The 17,183-nt window shown below is 48.4% G+C and carries 17 protein-coding genes; all 17 read left to right on the top strand.

Features of this window, described 5'->3' with window-relative positions; all coding sequences use genetic code 11:
- Positions 1-31 precede the first annotated feature (31 nt).
- The gene (locus tag ACFVS2_RS07545; RefSeq protein ID WP_390232740.1) at positions 32-826 is read left to right on the top strand and encodes a patatin-like phospholipase family protein; all 795 of its coding nucleotides are present in this window, start codon (positions 32-34) and stop codon (positions 824-826) included.
- Entirely contained in the window at positions 823-1,890 is a 1,068-nt protein-coding gene (locus ACFVS2_RS07540; protein WP_390232738.1) for a SepM family pheromone-processing serine protease, read from the top strand. Before ACFVS2_RS07545 ends, ACFVS2_RS07540 begins: the two co-directional genes overlap by 4 nt.
- Positions 1,891-1,974: 84 nt before the next feature.
- Entirely contained in the window at positions 1,975-2,493 is a 519-nt protein-coding gene (locus ACFVS2_RS07535) for a YceD family protein (RefSeq protein WP_390232736.1), read from the top strand.
- Between the two features lie 140 nt (positions 2,494-2,633).
- The gene (gene rpmF / locus ACFVS2_RS07530; RefSeq protein WP_005834357.1) at positions 2,634-2,804 is read left to right on the top strand and encodes a 50S ribosomal protein L32; all 171 of its coding nucleotides are present in this window, start codon (positions 2,634-2,636) and stop codon (positions 2,802-2,804) included.
- 151 nt (positions 2,805-2,955) lie between these two features.
- Entirely contained in the window at positions 2,956-3,717 is a 762-nt protein-coding gene (locus ACFVS2_RS07525) for a DeoR/GlpR family DNA-binding transcription regulator (protein ID WP_173617379.1), read from the top strand.
- A 184-nt stretch (positions 3,718-3,901) separates the two neighbouring features.
- Complete coding sequence (locus ACFVS2_RS07520) at positions 3,902-4,681, top strand: ABC transporter permease (protein ID WP_390232733.1); 780 nt, start codon at positions 3,902-3,904, stop codon at positions 4,679-4,681.
- A gap of 4 nt (positions 4,682-4,685) precedes the next feature.
- Positions 4,686-5,474, top strand: a complete 789-nt coding sequence (locus tag ACFVS2_RS07515) for an ABC transporter permease (RefSeq protein WP_390232731.1) — start codon at positions 4,686-4,688, stop codon at positions 5,472-5,474.
- A gap of 11 nt (positions 5,475-5,485) precedes the next feature.
- Positions 5,486-6,454 carry an ABC transporter ATP-binding protein gene (locus ACFVS2_RS07510; RefSeq protein WP_390232729.1) on the top strand — a complete coding sequence of 323 codons (969 nt, stop codon included), beginning with the start codon at positions 5,486-5,488 and terminating at the stop codon, positions 6,452-6,454.
- A 126-nt stretch (positions 6,455-6,580) separates the two neighbouring features.
- The gene (gene fapR, locus ACFVS2_RS07505; protein WP_173617382.1) at positions 6,581-7,171 is read left to right on the top strand and encodes a transcription factor FapR; all 591 of its coding nucleotides are present in this window, start codon (positions 6,581-6,583) and stop codon (positions 7,169-7,171) included.
- A gap of 13 nt (positions 7,172-7,184) precedes the next feature.
- A complete protein-coding gene (gene plsX / locus ACFVS2_RS07500; RefSeq protein ID WP_390232727.1) occupies positions 7,185-8,192 on the top strand; it encodes a phosphate acyltransferase PlsX in 1,008 nt (335 codons plus the stop codon).
- Between the two features lie 5 nt (positions 8,193-8,197).
- Positions 8,198-9,214 carry a beta-ketoacyl-ACP synthase III gene (locus ACFVS2_RS07495; protein ID WP_173617517.1) on the top strand — a complete coding sequence of 339 codons (1,017 nt, stop codon included), beginning with the start codon at positions 8,198-8,200 and terminating at the stop codon, positions 9,212-9,214.
- Positions 9,215-9,216: 2 nt separating this feature from the next.
- Positions 9,217-10,167 (top strand): ACP S-malonyltransferase, encoded by a 951-nt coding sequence (fabD, locus tag ACFVS2_RS07490; protein ID WP_173617383.1) that lies wholly within the window; start codon positions 9,217-9,219, stop codon positions 10,165-10,167.
- A complete protein-coding gene (gene fabG, locus ACFVS2_RS07485; protein WP_173617384.1) occupies positions 10,161-10,901 on the top strand; it encodes a 3-oxoacyl-[acyl-carrier-protein] reductase in 741 nt (246 codons plus the stop codon). Before fabD ends, fabG begins: the two co-directional genes overlap by 7 nt.
- Before the next feature lie 84 nt (positions 10,902-10,985).
- Positions 10,986-11,219, top strand: coding sequence for an acyl carrier protein (gene acpP, locus ACFVS2_RS07480; protein WP_005834336.1), 234 nt, complete (start codon positions 10,986-10,988; stop codon positions 11,217-11,219).
- Between the two features lie 136 nt (positions 11,220-11,355).
- Complete coding sequence (fabF, locus tag ACFVS2_RS07475; RefSeq protein WP_173617385.1) at positions 11,356-12,597, top strand: beta-ketoacyl-ACP synthase II; 1,242 nt, start codon at positions 11,356-11,358, stop codon at positions 12,595-12,597.
- Positions 12,598-12,651: 54 nt separating this feature from the next.
- Positions 12,652-13,338, top strand: a complete 687-nt coding sequence (rnc, locus tag ACFVS2_RS07470; RefSeq protein WP_232030391.1) for a ribonuclease III — start codon at positions 12,652-12,654, stop codon at positions 13,336-13,338.
- A gap of 259 nt (positions 13,339-13,597) precedes the next feature.
- On the top strand, positions 13,598-17,170 hold the full coding sequence (gene smc / locus ACFVS2_RS07465) for a chromosome segregation protein SMC (RefSeq protein ID WP_390232723.1): 3,573 nt from the start codon (positions 13,598-13,600) through the stop codon (positions 17,168-17,170).
- Positions 17,171-17,183: the final 13 nt, after the last annotated feature.

Below are 17,183 nucleotides of genomic sequence, written 5' to 3'. Positions count from 1 at the left end.
ACATAGACTGGTTACGGGGAGGGGTTTTTCCATGGAGACAAAGCGTAAACCAATCGTGGGTGTAGCCCTGGGTTCTGGGGGCGCTCGCGGTTTTGCGCATATTGGTGTATTGAAGGCGTTAGAGGCACATGGCATCCAGATTGACATGCTGGCTGGCTCCAGTATGGGCAGTCTGATTGGGGCCGTCTATGCCAACGGAATTGAACCGCACATGATGGGAAAGCTTGCCCTTAATTTAAAACGCAAGCATTGGCTAGATTTAACGGTACCCAGCATGGGCTTTGTTACGGGGGAAAAGATCAAGCAATTGATTCGTCTGTTAACGCACGGAAAGCGCTTGGAAGAGCTGAACAAGCCGCTTGCCATAGTGGCGACGGATATTGAATCAGGAGAGCGAGTCGTATTTCGTGAAGGTCCAATTGATCAAGCCGTGAGGGCGAGTATATCCATTCCGGGCATCTTCGTACCTGAAAAAGTAGGGGGGCGGCTTTTAGTCGATGGAGGAGTCATTGATCGTGTGCCCGTGACGGTACTGCGTGAAATGGGCGCCGATATCGTAATTGCCGTAGATGTCGCCCAATTCGATACACGGATGGAGGTCAAAAGTATTTTTGATGTCATCGCCCAGACGATTGATGTGATGGAAAGGGAAATTCTGCGACATCGAATCATTGCGGCAGACATCGTAATCAGGCCGGATGTTGGACACTATAGCAGTATCGCGTACACGGGTGTCGAAGAAATTATCGAGCTAGGCGAACGTGCGGGTACTGAACATATCGAACGCATTCAGGAACTAATTGCAAATTGGGAGGCACAAGAATGAGTGAGGAACAGCTTTATGCCAACAGACGCAGATCTACAGGAACCAGAGGCTTTAGCTGGATACTTGCCTTGGTTTTCGTCTTGTTGGGTATTTCTTTTTTTGTACCGACGAATTATTACGTGAGTCGTCCGGGTTCAGCGATTGAGTTGGGGCCGATGATTCAAGTGGAAGGCGGCAAGAAAGACGAGACTGGCTCCTTCATGCTCACGACGGTTCGAATGGGCGAAGCGAATTTGCCGTGGTATTGGTATGCAAAAATGGCGCAGGATGTTGAACTGATGCCCAAGGAGCTGGTTGTCAGCAAGGGCGAGGACAGCGAAGATTTTATCCGTCGAGAACAAGCAGTCATGGACAATTCACAAAAAATTGCGGAGGCAGTCGCATTCCGTCTTGCCGGTTTCGAAGTGAAAATCGAGAAGCAAGGTGTGTGGGTGATGGGTACCTTGGAAGGGTTCCCTGCCTATAAAAAATTGCAAATTGGTGATGTCATTACGTATGTAGACGGGGTTCGCACGTCTGAGGCAAAAGATTTGCTGACAGCCCTCTTTGCAAAAAAAGCAGGCGATCAAGTCGAAATTACGTACACAAGAGATGGACAAGAGGGCAAAACGATGTTAACCTTGGAACCACTCCCTGAATCCAAGTCAGTTGGAATTGGTGTACGCCCTGACAACAAACAGGAAATCATCATTCCGAAAGAAGTAACCATTGCCTCTCAAGGGATTGGTGGTCCTTCTGCTGGATTAATGATGACACTGGAGATTTATGACCAGTTAAATACGGAGACGGATTTGACAAAAGGCTATAAAATTGCAGGAACAGGCACGATTTCGTTAGACGGAAAAGTAGGCAGGATCGGTGGCATTAATCAAAAGGTAATCGCAGCGGACAAAGCGGGCGCAGAGATCTTCTTTGCTCCACAGGATACGCCAGATACGAACTCCAATTACGAGGAGGCGTTAGCGACTGCCAAGCGGATTGGAACTCCAATGAAAGTGGTTCCGATCAAGACGGTAGAAGAAGCGATTACGTACTTGAATGGACAAAAACCGAAATCTACCTGAGCAAACTAGCTGTCAAGCAAAAATGGTTGACAAAGCTTTGGGCAGGGTCTATAATCATCTTTGTTGTGCATGAGGTGAAATGCTATGAACATTAAGTTAGCAGAGTTAGAGCACCGAAAAGGAGAGCCGTTGCCGTTCCAGGTAACTCTGGATGCAGATGAGTTGAAGAAGCGCCATCATGAGATTCGCGGGATTACTCCTGTGACTGCGAGTGGTGAAGCTGTACAGCTAGGCAATCTCTATTACGTAAAAGGAAGCATGAAGGCAGATGTGAATTTTGTCTGTGCGAGATGCTTGAATCCTTTTGTCGATCAGGCAACAGTAGATTTCTCTGAGACATTTGCTCTTGCGGATGATCCAATCCTGCAAGATGACGAGGACAGCGATATCCTTCCTCTGGAAGGCGATGAAATCGAGCTGAACTCACTGCTTCAAGAGGATTTCTTACTGGCAATGCCGACCTTCCCGCTTTGCGAGGAGGATTGCAAAGGTCTGTGCCCGACTTGCGGTGTGAACCGTAATGAAGTGGCATGCAGCTGTAAGAATGAGCGTGTTGACCCGCGTTTGGCTGGGTTGGCTGACTTTTTCAAAGACAGCAAATAAGTATTCTTACTGTATTCAAGATGATTCGCCGACCATTCGTGGCAGCGTCTCATTTTTGAAGGATAGCATAAGCATTTTGCCTATACTGTCCACCCAATAGAGCATCTTAGCATTTGTCAGTTGAAGGAGGTGTAAGGAAGATGGCAGTACCTCAACGGAGAACTTCCAAAACCCGTAAAAGAATGCGTCGTACGCACTTCAAATTAGAGATTCCAGGCATGATCAAATGCGATAATTGCAGCGAATACAAGCTTGCGCATCGTGTTTGCCCAAGCTGCGGTCACTACAAAGGCGTGAAAGTAGCGAAGTAATATTCGCTGCTAAGAAAGCAAGGTGAGAAATCGCCTTGCTTTTTTTGTTCCTTCCTATTGCTTATGATTACTTACAAGTGCTTATTATCACTTGCGACATTTACTTAAATGACTTATAATGAAGTCAAGATAAGGATGGGGTTGAGGCTTCGTGTTTCAAGAGGAGAGGCTCGCTGCAATTCTTGCGTATTTGCAGGAGTATCAGCGAATCAGCGTGCAAGAGGTAGTTGAGCAGTTTGGGGTTTCCCGTGACACAGCGAGGCGTGATATCGTCAAGCTGGAGGAGCAGGGTCAAATCCTGCGAACTAGGGGAGGAGCAGTATTACCCAGCCTCAACAAAAAGAACTACTCCCATCAGGAACGAATGCAGCTTGATTTGACAGGAAAGCGCAGTATTGCAGCAGCGGCGGCCCGTCTGATCAAAGACGGCGATTACTTGCTGCTCGATGCGTCCACAACTGTTCAGCTAACAGTGGAATCCTTGCAGACCCGCGACCATGTCATCATCACGAATTCATTAGCGACTGCCTCCAGTATGTCCCGAAAAGAAGGCGTTCTTGTCAAGCTTTTAGGCGGAGACGTACATGCTGAGGATCAATGTGTGCTCGGTTCACGCGTGATTCAAAACCTCGCTGATTTTCATGTGGATAAGGTCCTGGTTGGTGCATGCGGTCTTACAAAAGAAGGGCTCATGTCCACGCAGGAAGATCACGGCTTTCTGATCAAAGAAATGATCAAGCGGGCCGATCAAGTGATCATAGTCACCGACCATACCAAGTTTGGAAAAAGCATGCTGTATCGCGTTGCAGGTTTTGAGCAGATCGATATTATCGTGACCGATAAGCTGCCTGAAAAGGAAATAGCTGAGGTTTTGCACGCCAACGATGTAGAGGTGATTGTAGCTTCCACATGAAGCTATTGATCCATAAAAAAGAGGATAATTTCCATTTGGCTGGCGTGAATGGGTAACCAGCGTGACAGCAAATGGATTTATCGAAAGAGAGTCCTTCAAATGGGAAGGGCTCTTTCTTTTTTCTTGCATTTGTGTACGGCCCCTGCTATTCTAGTACTCCTGACTTTTCCAAGAGGAGGGTTTTATGGTCTATTGGCGGATTATTAGAAAGAGCTATCGTCGAAATCTTCAGTATCGTTTATCGCATGTCATCAACAATGTCGCAAGCTCGATTTTTGGGCTTGTTTTTATTGCCATTTGGACGGGTGTCCTTTCTGGAAAACAAGTATACGGTCCCTATGATGTCAAAACGATGGGGTATTACATCGCGATTTGCCAAAGTGTTCTCTGGATGACCACATTTATATCGCCGGGCCTGAATGTGCAAATAGCGGTAAGGAGCGGAGCTGTCAGTCTGGATATGATCAAGCCTGTTCATTACCTCTGGTACATGCTCAGTCAGGAGTTTGGAAGACTTTTGTACAACGCTTGTTACCGAAGTGTTCCGATCGGCTTGCTGCTAGGATTAGTGGTAGGCTTCTTTTATCCCTCCCATCCGTTCACTTACTTCTCGTTTATCCTCTCGCTACTGCTAGGAACTTACGTAGGTATGCTGCTCTTTTATCTCGCGGGTATTTCCTCCTTCTGGACGACAGAAATTCGCTGGGTACACCTCATCCTTTTGTCATTAATCTTTGGGTTAGGTGGACAAATGATTCCGATAGACTTGATGCCCGGGATGATTGGAAAGGTAGCACCTTATTTGCCTTTTTCCGCGATGATTTATTATCCAGTCATGACCTTGCTAGAGCTTGCGCCTCCTTATGGCATGCTTGTGCAAGGTGGCTGGGCGCTCGTTTTAACGGCAGTTGCTTTATTGGTGACGAACATGGCAAGAAGAAAGCTAGAAATTCAAGGAGGATAACCACATGTTTGCCCTCTATCGCAAACTGATTGCGGCCAGCATTCGCTCGCAAATGCAATACAAGATAAATTTTGTCACGAGCGCTGCCACGACCGGAATGATTATGGTGCTTGATTTTATTATTCTCTCCGCGATTTTGTACCGATTTCACGATGTGGTTGGCTGGAATATTTACGAGGTTGGGATGCTTTACGGGATTTCCTCGGCATCTGTCTCCTTATATCGACTGTTTGCCCCGGAAATCAACGACTTTGAGAAGTACATCGTACAAGGGGAGCTCGATCAATTGCTCATTCGTCCTGTTTCACCTTTGCTTCTGCTATTGACACGCAATCTTGATTTGTCGAGAGTGGGAGGGTTGGTGCAAGGGGTGTCTGTTTTAGTCATCTCATTGTCGGGTCTTGCGGCGGAAGGAAAATCGATCATGGGGTTGGTGCTATTCTCACCGATTGCCATTTTGTCTGGCGGAGTGATCTATTTCTCCATTGGGCTTGCTACGGCAGGGGTCGCCTTTTGGACGCATCAGATGAAAGACATGCTGACCTTTACCATTTATGCGCCAGCCAATGCTTCCAATTATCCGATCGGGCTATATCCAAACTGGCTCAAATGGCTGTTTTTCTCAGCGATTCCAATCGCGTATATGAATTATTTGCCAATGTTGACGCTGTTAGGCAAAGGGGGCGAATGGTTTTATCCGATACTCACCCCGGTAGCCGCAGCGATTGCTTTTTATCTCGCTCGTATGCTGTGGAATGTCGGGATTCGACACTACCATAGTACAGGGAGCTAAGGAGGCGTAACATGATTGAAGCAAAGCACATCGAAAAATCATTTTTCCTGAATCAAGCGAAAGAGGGGCGCTTTGCTTCTCTACGAACACTCTTTTCTCGTGAACGAAGGGAAGTCAAAGCCGTCCACGATATCTCTTTTTCGATTGACAGAGGCGAGTTCGTGGGATATATCGGGCCGAATGGCGCAGGAAAATCGACGACAATCAAAATGCTCGCAGGAATTCTTCATCCCAGTCAGGGGGAAATACGAATAGGCGGATATAGTCCACAGCGGGAAAGAATTCAAGTAGCTTCACAAATCGGTGTGGTGTTCGGTCAGCGAACACAGTTGTGGTGGGATCTGCCGGTCAGAGATTCCTTCGAAATTTTGCAAGCGATGTACAAGATTGACGACAAGACATATCGGCGATCGATGGAGGCGTATCAGGAACTGCTGGATCTGCATGAATTCCTTGATACGCCAGTGCGTAAGCTGTCATTGGGTCAGAGGATGAGAGCTGATTTAGCGGCGGCACTACTGCATGATCCGCCTGTCTTGTTTTTAGACGAGCCTACGATTGGTTTGGATGTGGTCGCGAAGACTCGCATCAGAGCGTTTTTGAAAGAAGTGAATCAATCCCAGAAGAAGACCATTCTATTGACGACTCATGATATGGACGATATCGAACAACTCTGCAACCGAATCATCGTGATCAATCATGGCAAAAAGATGATGGATACGAGCTTGGCCGATTTGCGACGTCAGATAGGGTTGCCAAGCCTCATTCGAATCGAATTTCGACAACCGCCCGAAAAGCTTTACGACCTAGAGGGAATTGAGCGAATGGAGCTATCAGAGAATGTACTTTCGATTTACTTCGACAAAGGAAAAATTTCTTCCCCGCGAATCCTTGCCGAAGTGGCGGGGTGGGGTGAGCCTCTGGACATTCAGATGAAAGAACCGGGAATTGAGGAGATCATTCGACTCATTTATCGTTAGGGACGGCTACCTAATTTCGTGAACAATACTTGTAATTCCACATCTTCTCCCTTATACTGTGTTTTGGTACCAGGTATTAAAAACAGATCGCAATCATACATAGTACAATGAATCTTGCTTAAGGGGGTGTTCGGCATCGCCCGCTTGCCAAAAAAAGATCGCCAGTCCCGCTTGGTGCAGTATCTGGCGGATAATCCATTTGCGACGGACGAAGATCTGGCTGAGTTATTTCATGTCAGTATTCAAACCATACGTTTAGATCGACTTGAATTAGGAATACCGGAACTGCGTGAACGTATCAAGACGGTCGCAGAGAAAAGTCTTGATCCTGTAAAATCATTGGGCGTCGATGAAATCATCGGTGAAATGGTTGATCTACAGCTCGATTCACAGGCAATTTCCGTATTGGAAATAAAAGAAGAACACGTATTTTCGAAAACACAAATTGCCAGAGGGCATTATATATTTGCTCAGGCCAACTCATTGGCAGTAGCAGTAATTAACGCAGATGTAGCGTTGACAGCTACGGCGAGAATCCGCTTTGTCCGTCCTGTACGATCAGGGGAGAAGTTGGTTGCCAAAGCAGTGGTGAGAAGCCGTAACGGCGACGAATGCAAGGTACGTGTAGAGACGAAGGTCCAAGGTGAATTGGTCTTTACCGCAACCTTCCGTGTAGTTGAAATGTCGAGCTACCATAACAGCATGAATGACGAGTAAGGAGGAGTCACGGTTGCGAATTGCAGTGGATGCGATGGGCGGCGATCACGCACCGAAGAGTACCGTATTAGGGGCGCTTGCTGCCATCAAGGAAAACCCGGCCATTACAGTTGTATTGGTGGGAGATGAACAGGCTATTCGGAACCACTTGCCGCAGGATATTCCGGCAAACATTGAAATCGTTCCTGCAGCGGATGTAATTTTGCCAGATGATGAACCGGTTCGAGCTGTTCGGCGTAAGAAAAATTCTTCGCTGGTAGTAGCTGTTGAGATGGCGCGCGAGAAAAAAGTCGACGCGATGATCTCGGCTGGGAATACGGGTGCATTAATGACAGCAGGCTTGTTGTACGCTGGTCGCATGGATGGAATCGAGCGCCCTGCGCTTTGTGCCTATATCCCGAATACAAAAGGTCGAGTAACACTGACGCTGGACGTCGGAGCCAATATGGATGCCAAGCCGCATCAGCTTGTACAATACGCGGTGATGGGGAGCTTGTATGCTGAAAAAGTGTTGGGTTTCGAGCGTCCTACAGTAGGCTTGCTGAATGTCGGGACGGAAGAAGGAAAAGGGAACGAATTGACGAAAGCGGTTTTTCCTCTCCTTCAAGAAGCTGACTTGAACTTTGTAGGAAATGTGGAAGCGCGCGATGTTATGCAAGGAGCCTGTGATGTGCTCGTATGCGACGGTTTTGTAGGAAATGTTTTGTTAAAGGCCGTAGAGGGTGCTGCTTCCACAATCTTTTCGCAGTTGAAGCAGGAGTTTACTTCCAGCCTGATAAATAAGCTAGGAGCGGCCATTCTGAAACCTGGATTGGTTCGCTTTAAAAAGAAAATGGATTATGCGGAATACGGTGGTGCTCCCTTGCTGGGATTGAAATCCCCTGTGATCAAGGCCCACGGTTCCTCAAATGAGCGTGCGATGAAAAACGCGATCGTCAGTGCTACGCGGTTTATTCAGCAGGACGTGAACGAGGTTATCCAGCAATCATTACAGAAAAATACTTTGGGAGAAAGCGAGTGAAGCAGATGAGTGCAAAGCGTTCAGTAGGGATTTTGTCTACAGGCTCTTATACCCCGGAACGGGTGTTGACGAACTTTGATCTGGAGAAAATGGTGGAAACCTCTGATGAGTGGATTGTTTCCCGTACTGGAATCAGAGAACGCCGCATTAGCTCACCGGAGCAAGCTTCCTCCGACTTGGCTTACGAGGCTGCCAAAGAAGCGCTCCAAAAAGCAAACATCAGCGCGGAACAGTTGGATATGATCATTGTCGCTACCGTAACGCCTGACATGTCGTTCCCATCTACTGCTTGCTTGCTGCAAGAAAAACTGGGTGCTACACGTGCGGCTGCGATGGATCTTTCCGCGGCTTGTACAGGCTTTTTGTATGGAATTACGACAGCGACTCAGTTCATCGCAAACGGTTTGTATAAAAAAGTGTTGGTCGTAGGCGTTGAGACCTTGTCCAAAATTACGAATTACAAAGATCGAAATACATGTGTGTTGTTCGGAGACGGCGCAGGTGCAGCTGTTATCGGTGAAGTTACTGAGGGCTACGGCTTCCAGTCCTTTGAGCTCGGCGCAGATGGATCAGGTGGGTCCCTCTTGTGCATGCCGGCCGGTGGTTCCAGAACACCTGCATCCGCTGAGTCTGTCGAACAAGGACTGCATTATCTCTACATGACAGGCGGAGAAGTTTTCAAATTCGCCGTTCGCGTCATGAATTCTGCAACAGAGGCTGTCTTGTCCAAAGCGGGCGTATCGAAGGATGAGATCGACCTGTTGGTGCCGCATCAAGCAAACAAACGCATCATCGACTCTGCTGTACAGCGTTTCGGTCTGTCTGAGGATAAAGTTGCGATCAACCTGGATCGCTATGGAAACATGTCTTCTGCTTCCATTCCAGTAGCGCTGGATGAAGCAGTAAAGGCTGGTCGCGTAAAAGAAGGCGATAACCTGATTCTGGTTGGATTTGGTGGCGGCTTGACTTGGGGAGCGACGCTCTTGAAGTGGTGCACGACTCCGGCAGAAGGGAGCAAGTAGGAATGGGAAAAGTAGCCTTTGTTTTTCCGGGGCAAGGTTCACAATTTGTAGGAATGGGGCAAGCTCTCTCCGAACAATCGGAAGCTGCCCGTCACATATTTGAGCAGGCTGATGAAGCGCTCGGCTTTTCCTTGTCGGGACTGTGTTTTGCAGGACCAGAAGAGGAATTGAAGCTGACAGCAAACACACAGCCAGCTATTTTGACAGCAAGCATCGCTGTTATGGCAGCATTGAACGAAAAGTTGCCTGACTATAAGCCTGCGTTTGTAGCGGGTCACAGCTTGGGTGAGTATTCTGCTTTGGTTGTAGCTGGGGCGTTGTCCTTTGCAGATGCAGTCAAAACAGTGCGAGCTCGTGGTCAGTTCATGGAAGAGGCAGTTCCAGCGGGACAAGGTGCAATGGCGGCTGTCTTAAACATGGAACGCGCAGCACTGCATGCGGTTTGCGAAGAAGTAACAGCATCTGGACATCCTGTACAATTAGCGAACATGAACTGCCCAGGGCAAATTGTAATCTCTGGTTCTGCTGAAGGTGTGAAGCTGGCTGGTGAAAAAGCGAAGGAAGCGGGTGCAAAGCGTGTCCTTCCATTGAATGTAAGCGGTCCGTTCCACTCGAGCTTGATGCAGCCAGCAGCAGATAAACTCCAAGTAGTTTTGGCTGGCGTAACGGTACAAGAAGCGACTGTGCCTGTTGTGGCAAACGTAACGGCTAGACCGGTGTCTGAGGCTACAATCATTGCAGATCAATTGGTTCAACAAGTTTCCGCTCCAGTTTTGTGGGAGGATTCTGTACAATGGATGGTCGAAGCAGGCGTGACAACCTTTGTAGAAATCGGTCCAGGAAAAGTTTTGGCTGGATTGATCAAGAAAATCGCACCAGCGGATACAACGATTATCTCTGTACAGGATATGGATTCGCTTACTGAGCTTTTGAACGGAGGGGTACTATGTTAACAGGAAAAACAGCACTGGTCACAGGGGCTTCCCGTGGTATTGGGCGTGCGATTGCATTGAAGCTGGCAGAAGCTGGCGCTAATGTGGTTGTCAATTACGCTGGTAGTGAAGCAGCAGCGAGTGAGACTGTTGCGCTTATTAAAGAAATGGGCCGCGATGCCATCATGATTCGTGCAAACGTTTCTTCTACAGAAGATGTCAACGACATGTTCAAAGCTGCTTTGGATCATTTTGGTGCGATTGATATTCTCGTGAACAATGCGGGAATTACTCGCGACAACCTGATCATGCGCATGAAAGAAGACGAGTGGGACGATGTCATTGCGACGAATCTGAAGGGTGTATTCAACTGCGTAAAGGCAGCGACCCGCCCAATGATGAAGCAGCGTTCAGGCAAAATCATCAACATCACTTCTGTGGTAGGTGTTTTGGGGAACGCTGGACAAGCTAACTATGTGGCGGCAAAAGCTGGGGTTATTGGCTTGACGAAGACGGCTGCTCGCGAGCTGGCTAGCCGTAACATCACGGTGAATGCTGTTGCACCAGGATTTATCGATACAGAAATGACTGCTGTATTACCGGAGGATGTCAAAGCAGGACTCACAAGCCAAATTCCGCTTGCTCGCTTGGGACAAACAGATGATATCGCATCTGTAGTGCTGTTCCTGGCATCCAACGCAGCCAACTACATGACAGGGCAGACCCTGCACGTAGACGGCGGAATGTACATGTAGGAAGAAAACCTCAATCGAGCGTTTTCTGAAAACTGGTTTTTTGAAAGCTCATCCACTATAATACGGGAGAGGGGGTGAAGCAAGATGGCAGATACTTTGGAGCGTGTGAAGAAAATCATCGTCGATCGTCTGGGTGTAGATGAGTCCAAAATTACTTTGGAAGCTTCTTTCAAAGAAGACCTGGGCGCTGACTCCCTGGATGTAGTTGAACTCGTAATGGAACTCGAAGATGAGTTTGATTTAGAGATTTCCGACGAAGATGCTGAAAAGATCACTTCTGTTGGTGAGGTTGTTAAATACATAGAATCTCACAAGTAGGTTGATCTGTTGGAAGTCCCGTACCATACGGGACTTCTCCTTCAATTGCCGCCTGTACATAATCCAAATAGATACACGTTTTGCATGCAGTGGATGTAAGAAGCTGACTGCTGACTTTCATATAGAGGTGATTGCAATGAAACGCAGAGTGGTGATTACTGGCGTTGGTGTCGTTTCTCCAGTTGGGAATGACGCGCAGACTTTCTGGAACAGCTTGCTGGAAGGGAAATCAGGCATTGACCGTGTGGCTGCCTTTGACGCTTCTGATTATCCAACACAAATTGCAGGCGAAGTGAAAAACTTCGATCCTGAGCAGTATATGGACAAGAAAGATATCCGACGTACAGACCGATTCGTTCAGTTTGGATTAGCTGCTGCCAAAATGGCTGTAGAAGATGCAAAACTGGAGATTACGCCAGAAAATGCGGAACGAGTGGGTGTATACATCGGATCCGGAATCGGTGGTCTGACTACATGGGAAGAACAGCATTCCGTATTGTTGGAAAAAGGACCGCGTCGCGTGAGTCCATTCTTCATACCGATGCTGATTGCAAACATGGCGTCTGGTGCAGTATCCATTCAATACGGTGCAAAAGGACCAACTTCCAGCGCGATTACCGCTTGTGCTACAGGTACAAATGCGATCGGTGATGCACTGCGTCTGATCCAGTTCGATCACGCAGATGTCATGATCGCAGGTGGAGCAGAAGCAACGGTGCGTCCAATGGCATTTGCAGGCTTTTGCTCAGCGAAAGCGATGTCCACTAGAAACGATGAGCCGCAAAAAGCAAGCCGTCCGTTTGACCAAGATCGCGATGGCTTCGTAATGGGCGAAGGTGCTGGTGTTCTGATCTTGGAAGAGCTTGAGCATGCAAAAAAACGTGGGGCAACGATCATCGCGGAAGTCATTGGCTACGGGATGAGTGCAGATGCTCACCATATTACTTCTCCATCTCCTGGTGGCGAAGGGGCAGCGCGTTGCATGGCAAGCGCACTGAAAGACGCTGGCGTTGACCCAACGGAAGTCCAATATATTAATGCACATGGTACTTCTACTGGCCAAGGAGATATCGCAGAAACACAAGCGATCAAGAGTGTGTTTGGCGAGCACGCATACAAACTGGCTGTCAGCTCGACCAAATCGATGACAGGCCATTTGCTGGGTGCTACTGGTGGTGTCGAGGCAATCGCGACGGCATATGCGCTGCGTGATCAAGTACTGCCTCCAACAATTAACTTGGAAAATCCGGATTCAGAATGTGATCTGGACTATGTTCCGAACCATGCGCGCAAGGCGACCGTCAATGTGGCTGTTTCCAATACATTTGGATTCGGCGGTCACAACGCAACGGTAATCTTGAAGCGATACGAAGCATAAATGAGCCCTACTGATAGAAAAAGTAGGCAGTCTCCTGGAATGGTGGTGAGGGTGATGAATTTTGCACAGCTGCAAGAAATGATAGGCTTTCGCTTTCGCGATGAAAGTGTTTTGCGGCAGGCATTCACCCATTCTTCCTACGTGAACGAGCAACGCGGCAAACGTATATCAGACAATGAGCGGCTAGAGTTTTTGGGGGATGCTGTGTTGGAGTTGACTGTCTCCCAGTTTTTGTATAAAACTTTTCCGAAGATGAGCGAAGGGGAAATGACGAAGCTGCGTGCAGCCATTGTCTGTGAACCTTCTCTCGTCAAGTTTGCTGAACTGTTGAATTTTGGCGATCTCGTATTGCTGGGAAAAGGGGAAGAGCTGACAGGTGGACGTCAGCGACCAGCCTTGCTAGCGGACGTTTTTGAGGCGTTTGTAGGTGCGCTTTACTTGGATCAGGGGTTGGACGCGGTCTTTTCCTTTATGGAAAAATACGTGTACCCGCGCATCGACAAAGGAGAGTTTGCCCAGGTAACCGACTTCAAGAGCCAGTTGCAGGAATTTGTTCAACAAGACAATCTGGGAGACATCCATTACCGAATAGTAGAAGAAAAAGGACCAGCTCATAATCGAGAATTCGTATCTGAGGTGCTTTTGAACAATCGTTCGCTTGGCATCGGCTCTGGCCGCTCCAAAAAAGAAGCGGAACAGCAAGCTGCTGCACGAGCGTTGGTCAAGCTGGGGGATAAATAATCACTCGTCAGCGAGAAGGGCTGCATCATCTGCTACAAGATGGTGCAGCTTTTTTCTTTCGGGTGGGAAACATAGGGAAAATACTGCGAGATGACCGCTATCTATGATACACTTACCTACAGATGACCATGTAGGCTCGTAGTAGGTAGCTCCTGTTCGATGCAGGGGCTTCTTTTCGGGTACCATCCGAACCTTGCATGTTTTTAAGTCTGTCAGTTTGGCAGGCAGTCTGGATGGTTTCTTAAGGAGGACCGTACGTATGTATTTGAAACGCCTGGAGCTGGCTGGATTCAAATCCTTTGCCGATCGCACGGAATTGGAATTTGTACCAGGAGTAACAGCTGTAGTGGGACCGAATGGAAGCGGGAAAAGTAACGTTTCTGATTCGATCCGCTGGGTGCTGGGGGAACAGAGCGCAAAGTCGTTGCGTGGAGCGAAAATGGAAGACATTATTTTCGCGGGCAGTGATAAGCGCAAGCCAGTGAATTTCGCAGAAGTGACACTCACCTTGGACAATACAGATCGTTCGCTCGATGTGGAATATTCGGAGGTATCCGTTACCCGCAGAGTGTATCGTTCTGGTGACAGTGAGTACTACATAAACAACAGATCCTGCCGTCTAAAAGACATCATGGAGCTGTTCATGGATACCGGGCTGGGTAAAGAAGCGTATTCCATTATCGGTCAAGGAAAAATTGAGGAAATTCTCAGTACCAAGTCCGAGGATCGCCGTGGAATATTTGAAGAAGCAGCCGGAATCGTCAAATATAAAACACGCAAGCGCGAGGCGGAGAAAAAGCTCGATGACACTGAGCAAAATCTGGTGCGTATTCACGATATCGTCAGTGAAATTACGGAACAGATTGGACCTTTGCAGGAGCAGGCGGAAACAGCCAAGACGTACAAGGAGCTTCATCGCCAGCTGGTTGAGCATGAAGTAGCTCTTTACGTGCAGCAAATTGAAGCAGCTCATACGAAGTGGGAAGCAGCAACAGGACGCGTAGAGGAACTCAAGCATCTGTTAATTGGACAAACGACCGAAGCATCCAAGCAAGAAGCTGAATTGGAGCAGGCGCGTTTTCATGTCACCCAAATCGACCAATCTATCGAAGAACTGCAACAAGTACTTTTGACAGTCAGTGAAGAGACTGAGAAAGTCGAAGGACAACGTGAGGTATTGCGGGAGCGTATGCGCAATCTCAATGCCAATCGTCAGCAAACGATGGAGCAGATGCATCGGATTACCGAGAAGCAGCACGGGCTAGAGGCAGAACTGGCTGAAGAACAAGAGCGGGCCAAGGAAGCGGATCGCCGAATGACCGAAGCCCACGCCTCGCTGCAAGAAGCAGAAGGTCAATTTTTTTCCATGGTGCAATCACTGACAGATGACGTAGAGCGTTTGAAGAGTGATTACTTCGAAAAGCTTAACGAAATGGCGAATCTGCGCAACGAAAATCGTCATCAAGAGCAGCTTCTCAAGACAAGCGAGGCCAGAGTTGAACGTCAATTGTCTGGAAAAAAACAGCTCGATGAAGAAGAAGAGCAGCGACTAGCTCGGTTGAGCCAGCTCCAAGATCAATTGGAGAAGATCGTTTCTACCATTCAAGAAACCGGCGTCAGATACAAAGAGCTGGTTGAGGGCATGCGCGAAGGACAAGCCCGCCTTGAAACAACTCGTCGAGAGCTGCGCCACTGGGAACAAAAGCGGGAAGCAGCAAAGTCGCGTTTTGACCTGTTAAAAGAAATGCAGTCGGAGTTCGCAGGGTTTCAGCAAGGGGTAAAAGAAATTTTGAAAGCACGCGAGCGGGGCTTCAAAGGAATTCATGGAGCGGTCGCTGAGCTCGTTGTCGTGCCACAGCAATACGAGACAGCGATGGAAGTCGCATTGGGTGGCGCACTGCAAAACGTCGTCGTGGACAACGAAGCATCCGGTCGTGCAGCCATTGCTCACTTGAAACAGCATAATGCGGGTAGGGCGACATTTCTTCCGCTCGATGTCATTCGTTCTCGCACCTTGCAGGCAAGCGATAAGCGCCAGCTGGAGGCGGAGAGCGGAGTCGTCGGAATCGCGAGTGAGCTCGTGACCTTTGAGGAAGCGTACCGACCCATCCTCGAAAGTCTATTGGGCAATGTCATTATTACGGAAAAGCTGGAGCAGGCAAACCGTGTGGCCCGTACGCTTGGCTACCGCTATCGCGTCGTGACGCTGGAAGGCGATATCGTGAATACTGGCGGTTCCATGACAGGGGGGGCCTTGAAAAAGAACAGCACGAACTTGCTTGGACGCAACCGTCAATCAGAAGAGTTGGAAGCACAGCTGGTAGAAATCGACCAGGCAATTTCTGGGCATACTACCCTTATGGAGCAGCTGACGAAGGAATTGGCGCAAATGCAGCAGGAGCAAGAAACTCTGCGTACAGAAGGCGAGAGTCTGCGTCTGAAAGAACAGGAAGTAAAAGGGCTTTTGCAGCAAAAAGAATCGGAAGGCAGATCCTTGGGCGAGCGAGCAAAGCTTGTTGAACAAGATATTGAAGGCTATCGCCGCGAGATGGAAGAAGCCAAACGGAAGCAAGAGCAGCTGCAAGCCTCTTTGGCTGCCATGGAGCAAGAGGAAAAAGAGCTCGGTGCGCAGATCGCAGAAGCAGAGGCGAAACGCCAAGAGCAGCTCGAATCCAAAGAAGAAATGAATCAAAAAATAACAAGTCTCAAAGTATTGAATGCGCAGGTCAAGCAAGAGTATCAATCACGCTTGGAGCAAACAGAACGCTTGATGGAGCAAAAAAGCCAATTGCAGCGCGAATGGGAAGAACAAAACGCGAACTTGGCATCTCTTGATGAGTTGGAGCGTACAAACGAATCGTCCGGGCTTGAGTTAGATCAGCGCATTAGCGAATTGCGTCAGGATAAAGACCGTGTAGCTGGCTTGATTCAAGAGCGGCGAAGTGAGCGGGCGACTCTCTTTTACAAACAGGAGCAAGTGGAACAGCAGGTGAAGGAAATCCGCCGCGAGGTCAAATCGCTCGAGGAAAAGCTTCATCAGGAAGAAGTAAAAGTCAACCGCAACGAGGTAGAGCTCGATCATCTGTTGAATAAACTCTCCGAAGAATACGAAATGAGCTACGACCTGGCAAAGCAAAAATATCCGGCACGTGGCGAGATTCAGGAAGAGACACAAGTGGTCAATCGTCTCAAAAAGCAGATTGGGGCACTTGGTACTGTGAATCTTGGTGCGATTGAGGAATATGAGCGCTTGTCCGAGCGTCAGCAGTTCTTAAGCTCGCAGGAAGCTGATTTGAATGAAGCAAAAGACATGCTCTATCAAGTGATCCAAGAAATGGACGCAGAGATGTCGCGCCGCTTCAAAGAAACATTTGATGCGATCTCGGAGCAGTTCCGCGACGTGTTTGTCCAACTGTTTGGAGGAGGACGTGCAGATCTTGTACTCTCCAATCCAGATAATCTGCTTGAGACGGGCATCGATATCGTGGCGCAGCCACCTGGCAAGAAGCTGCAAAATCTTGCGCTCTTATCCGGGGGCGAACGCGCTTTGACTGCAATGGCCTTGTTATTTGCCATCCTGCGTGTGAAACCAGTACCATTTTGTGTATTGGATGAGGTAGAAGCCGCTTTGGATGAGGCAAACGTTAACCGTTTCGCCGAGTACATGCACCATTTCAGCAACCAGACGCAGTTTATTTGCGTCACGCACAGAAAAGGCACAATGGAGAGCGCAGACGTGCTGTACGGTATCACGATGCAAGAGGGCGGTGTGTCCAAACTCGTCTCCGTGAAGCTGGAGGACAGCGACAAGTTTATCGAATCAGCCTCTTAAACGGATTTGCCAT

This window comes from Brevibacillus sp. NPDC058079, from assembly GCF_042885155.1.
GTDB lineage: Bacteria > Bacillota > Bacilli > Brevibacillales > Brevibacillaceae > Brevibacillus.
Note: the sequence above shows the minus strand (reverse complement) of the source record. Positions and strands in the feature narration are given on the sequence as shown.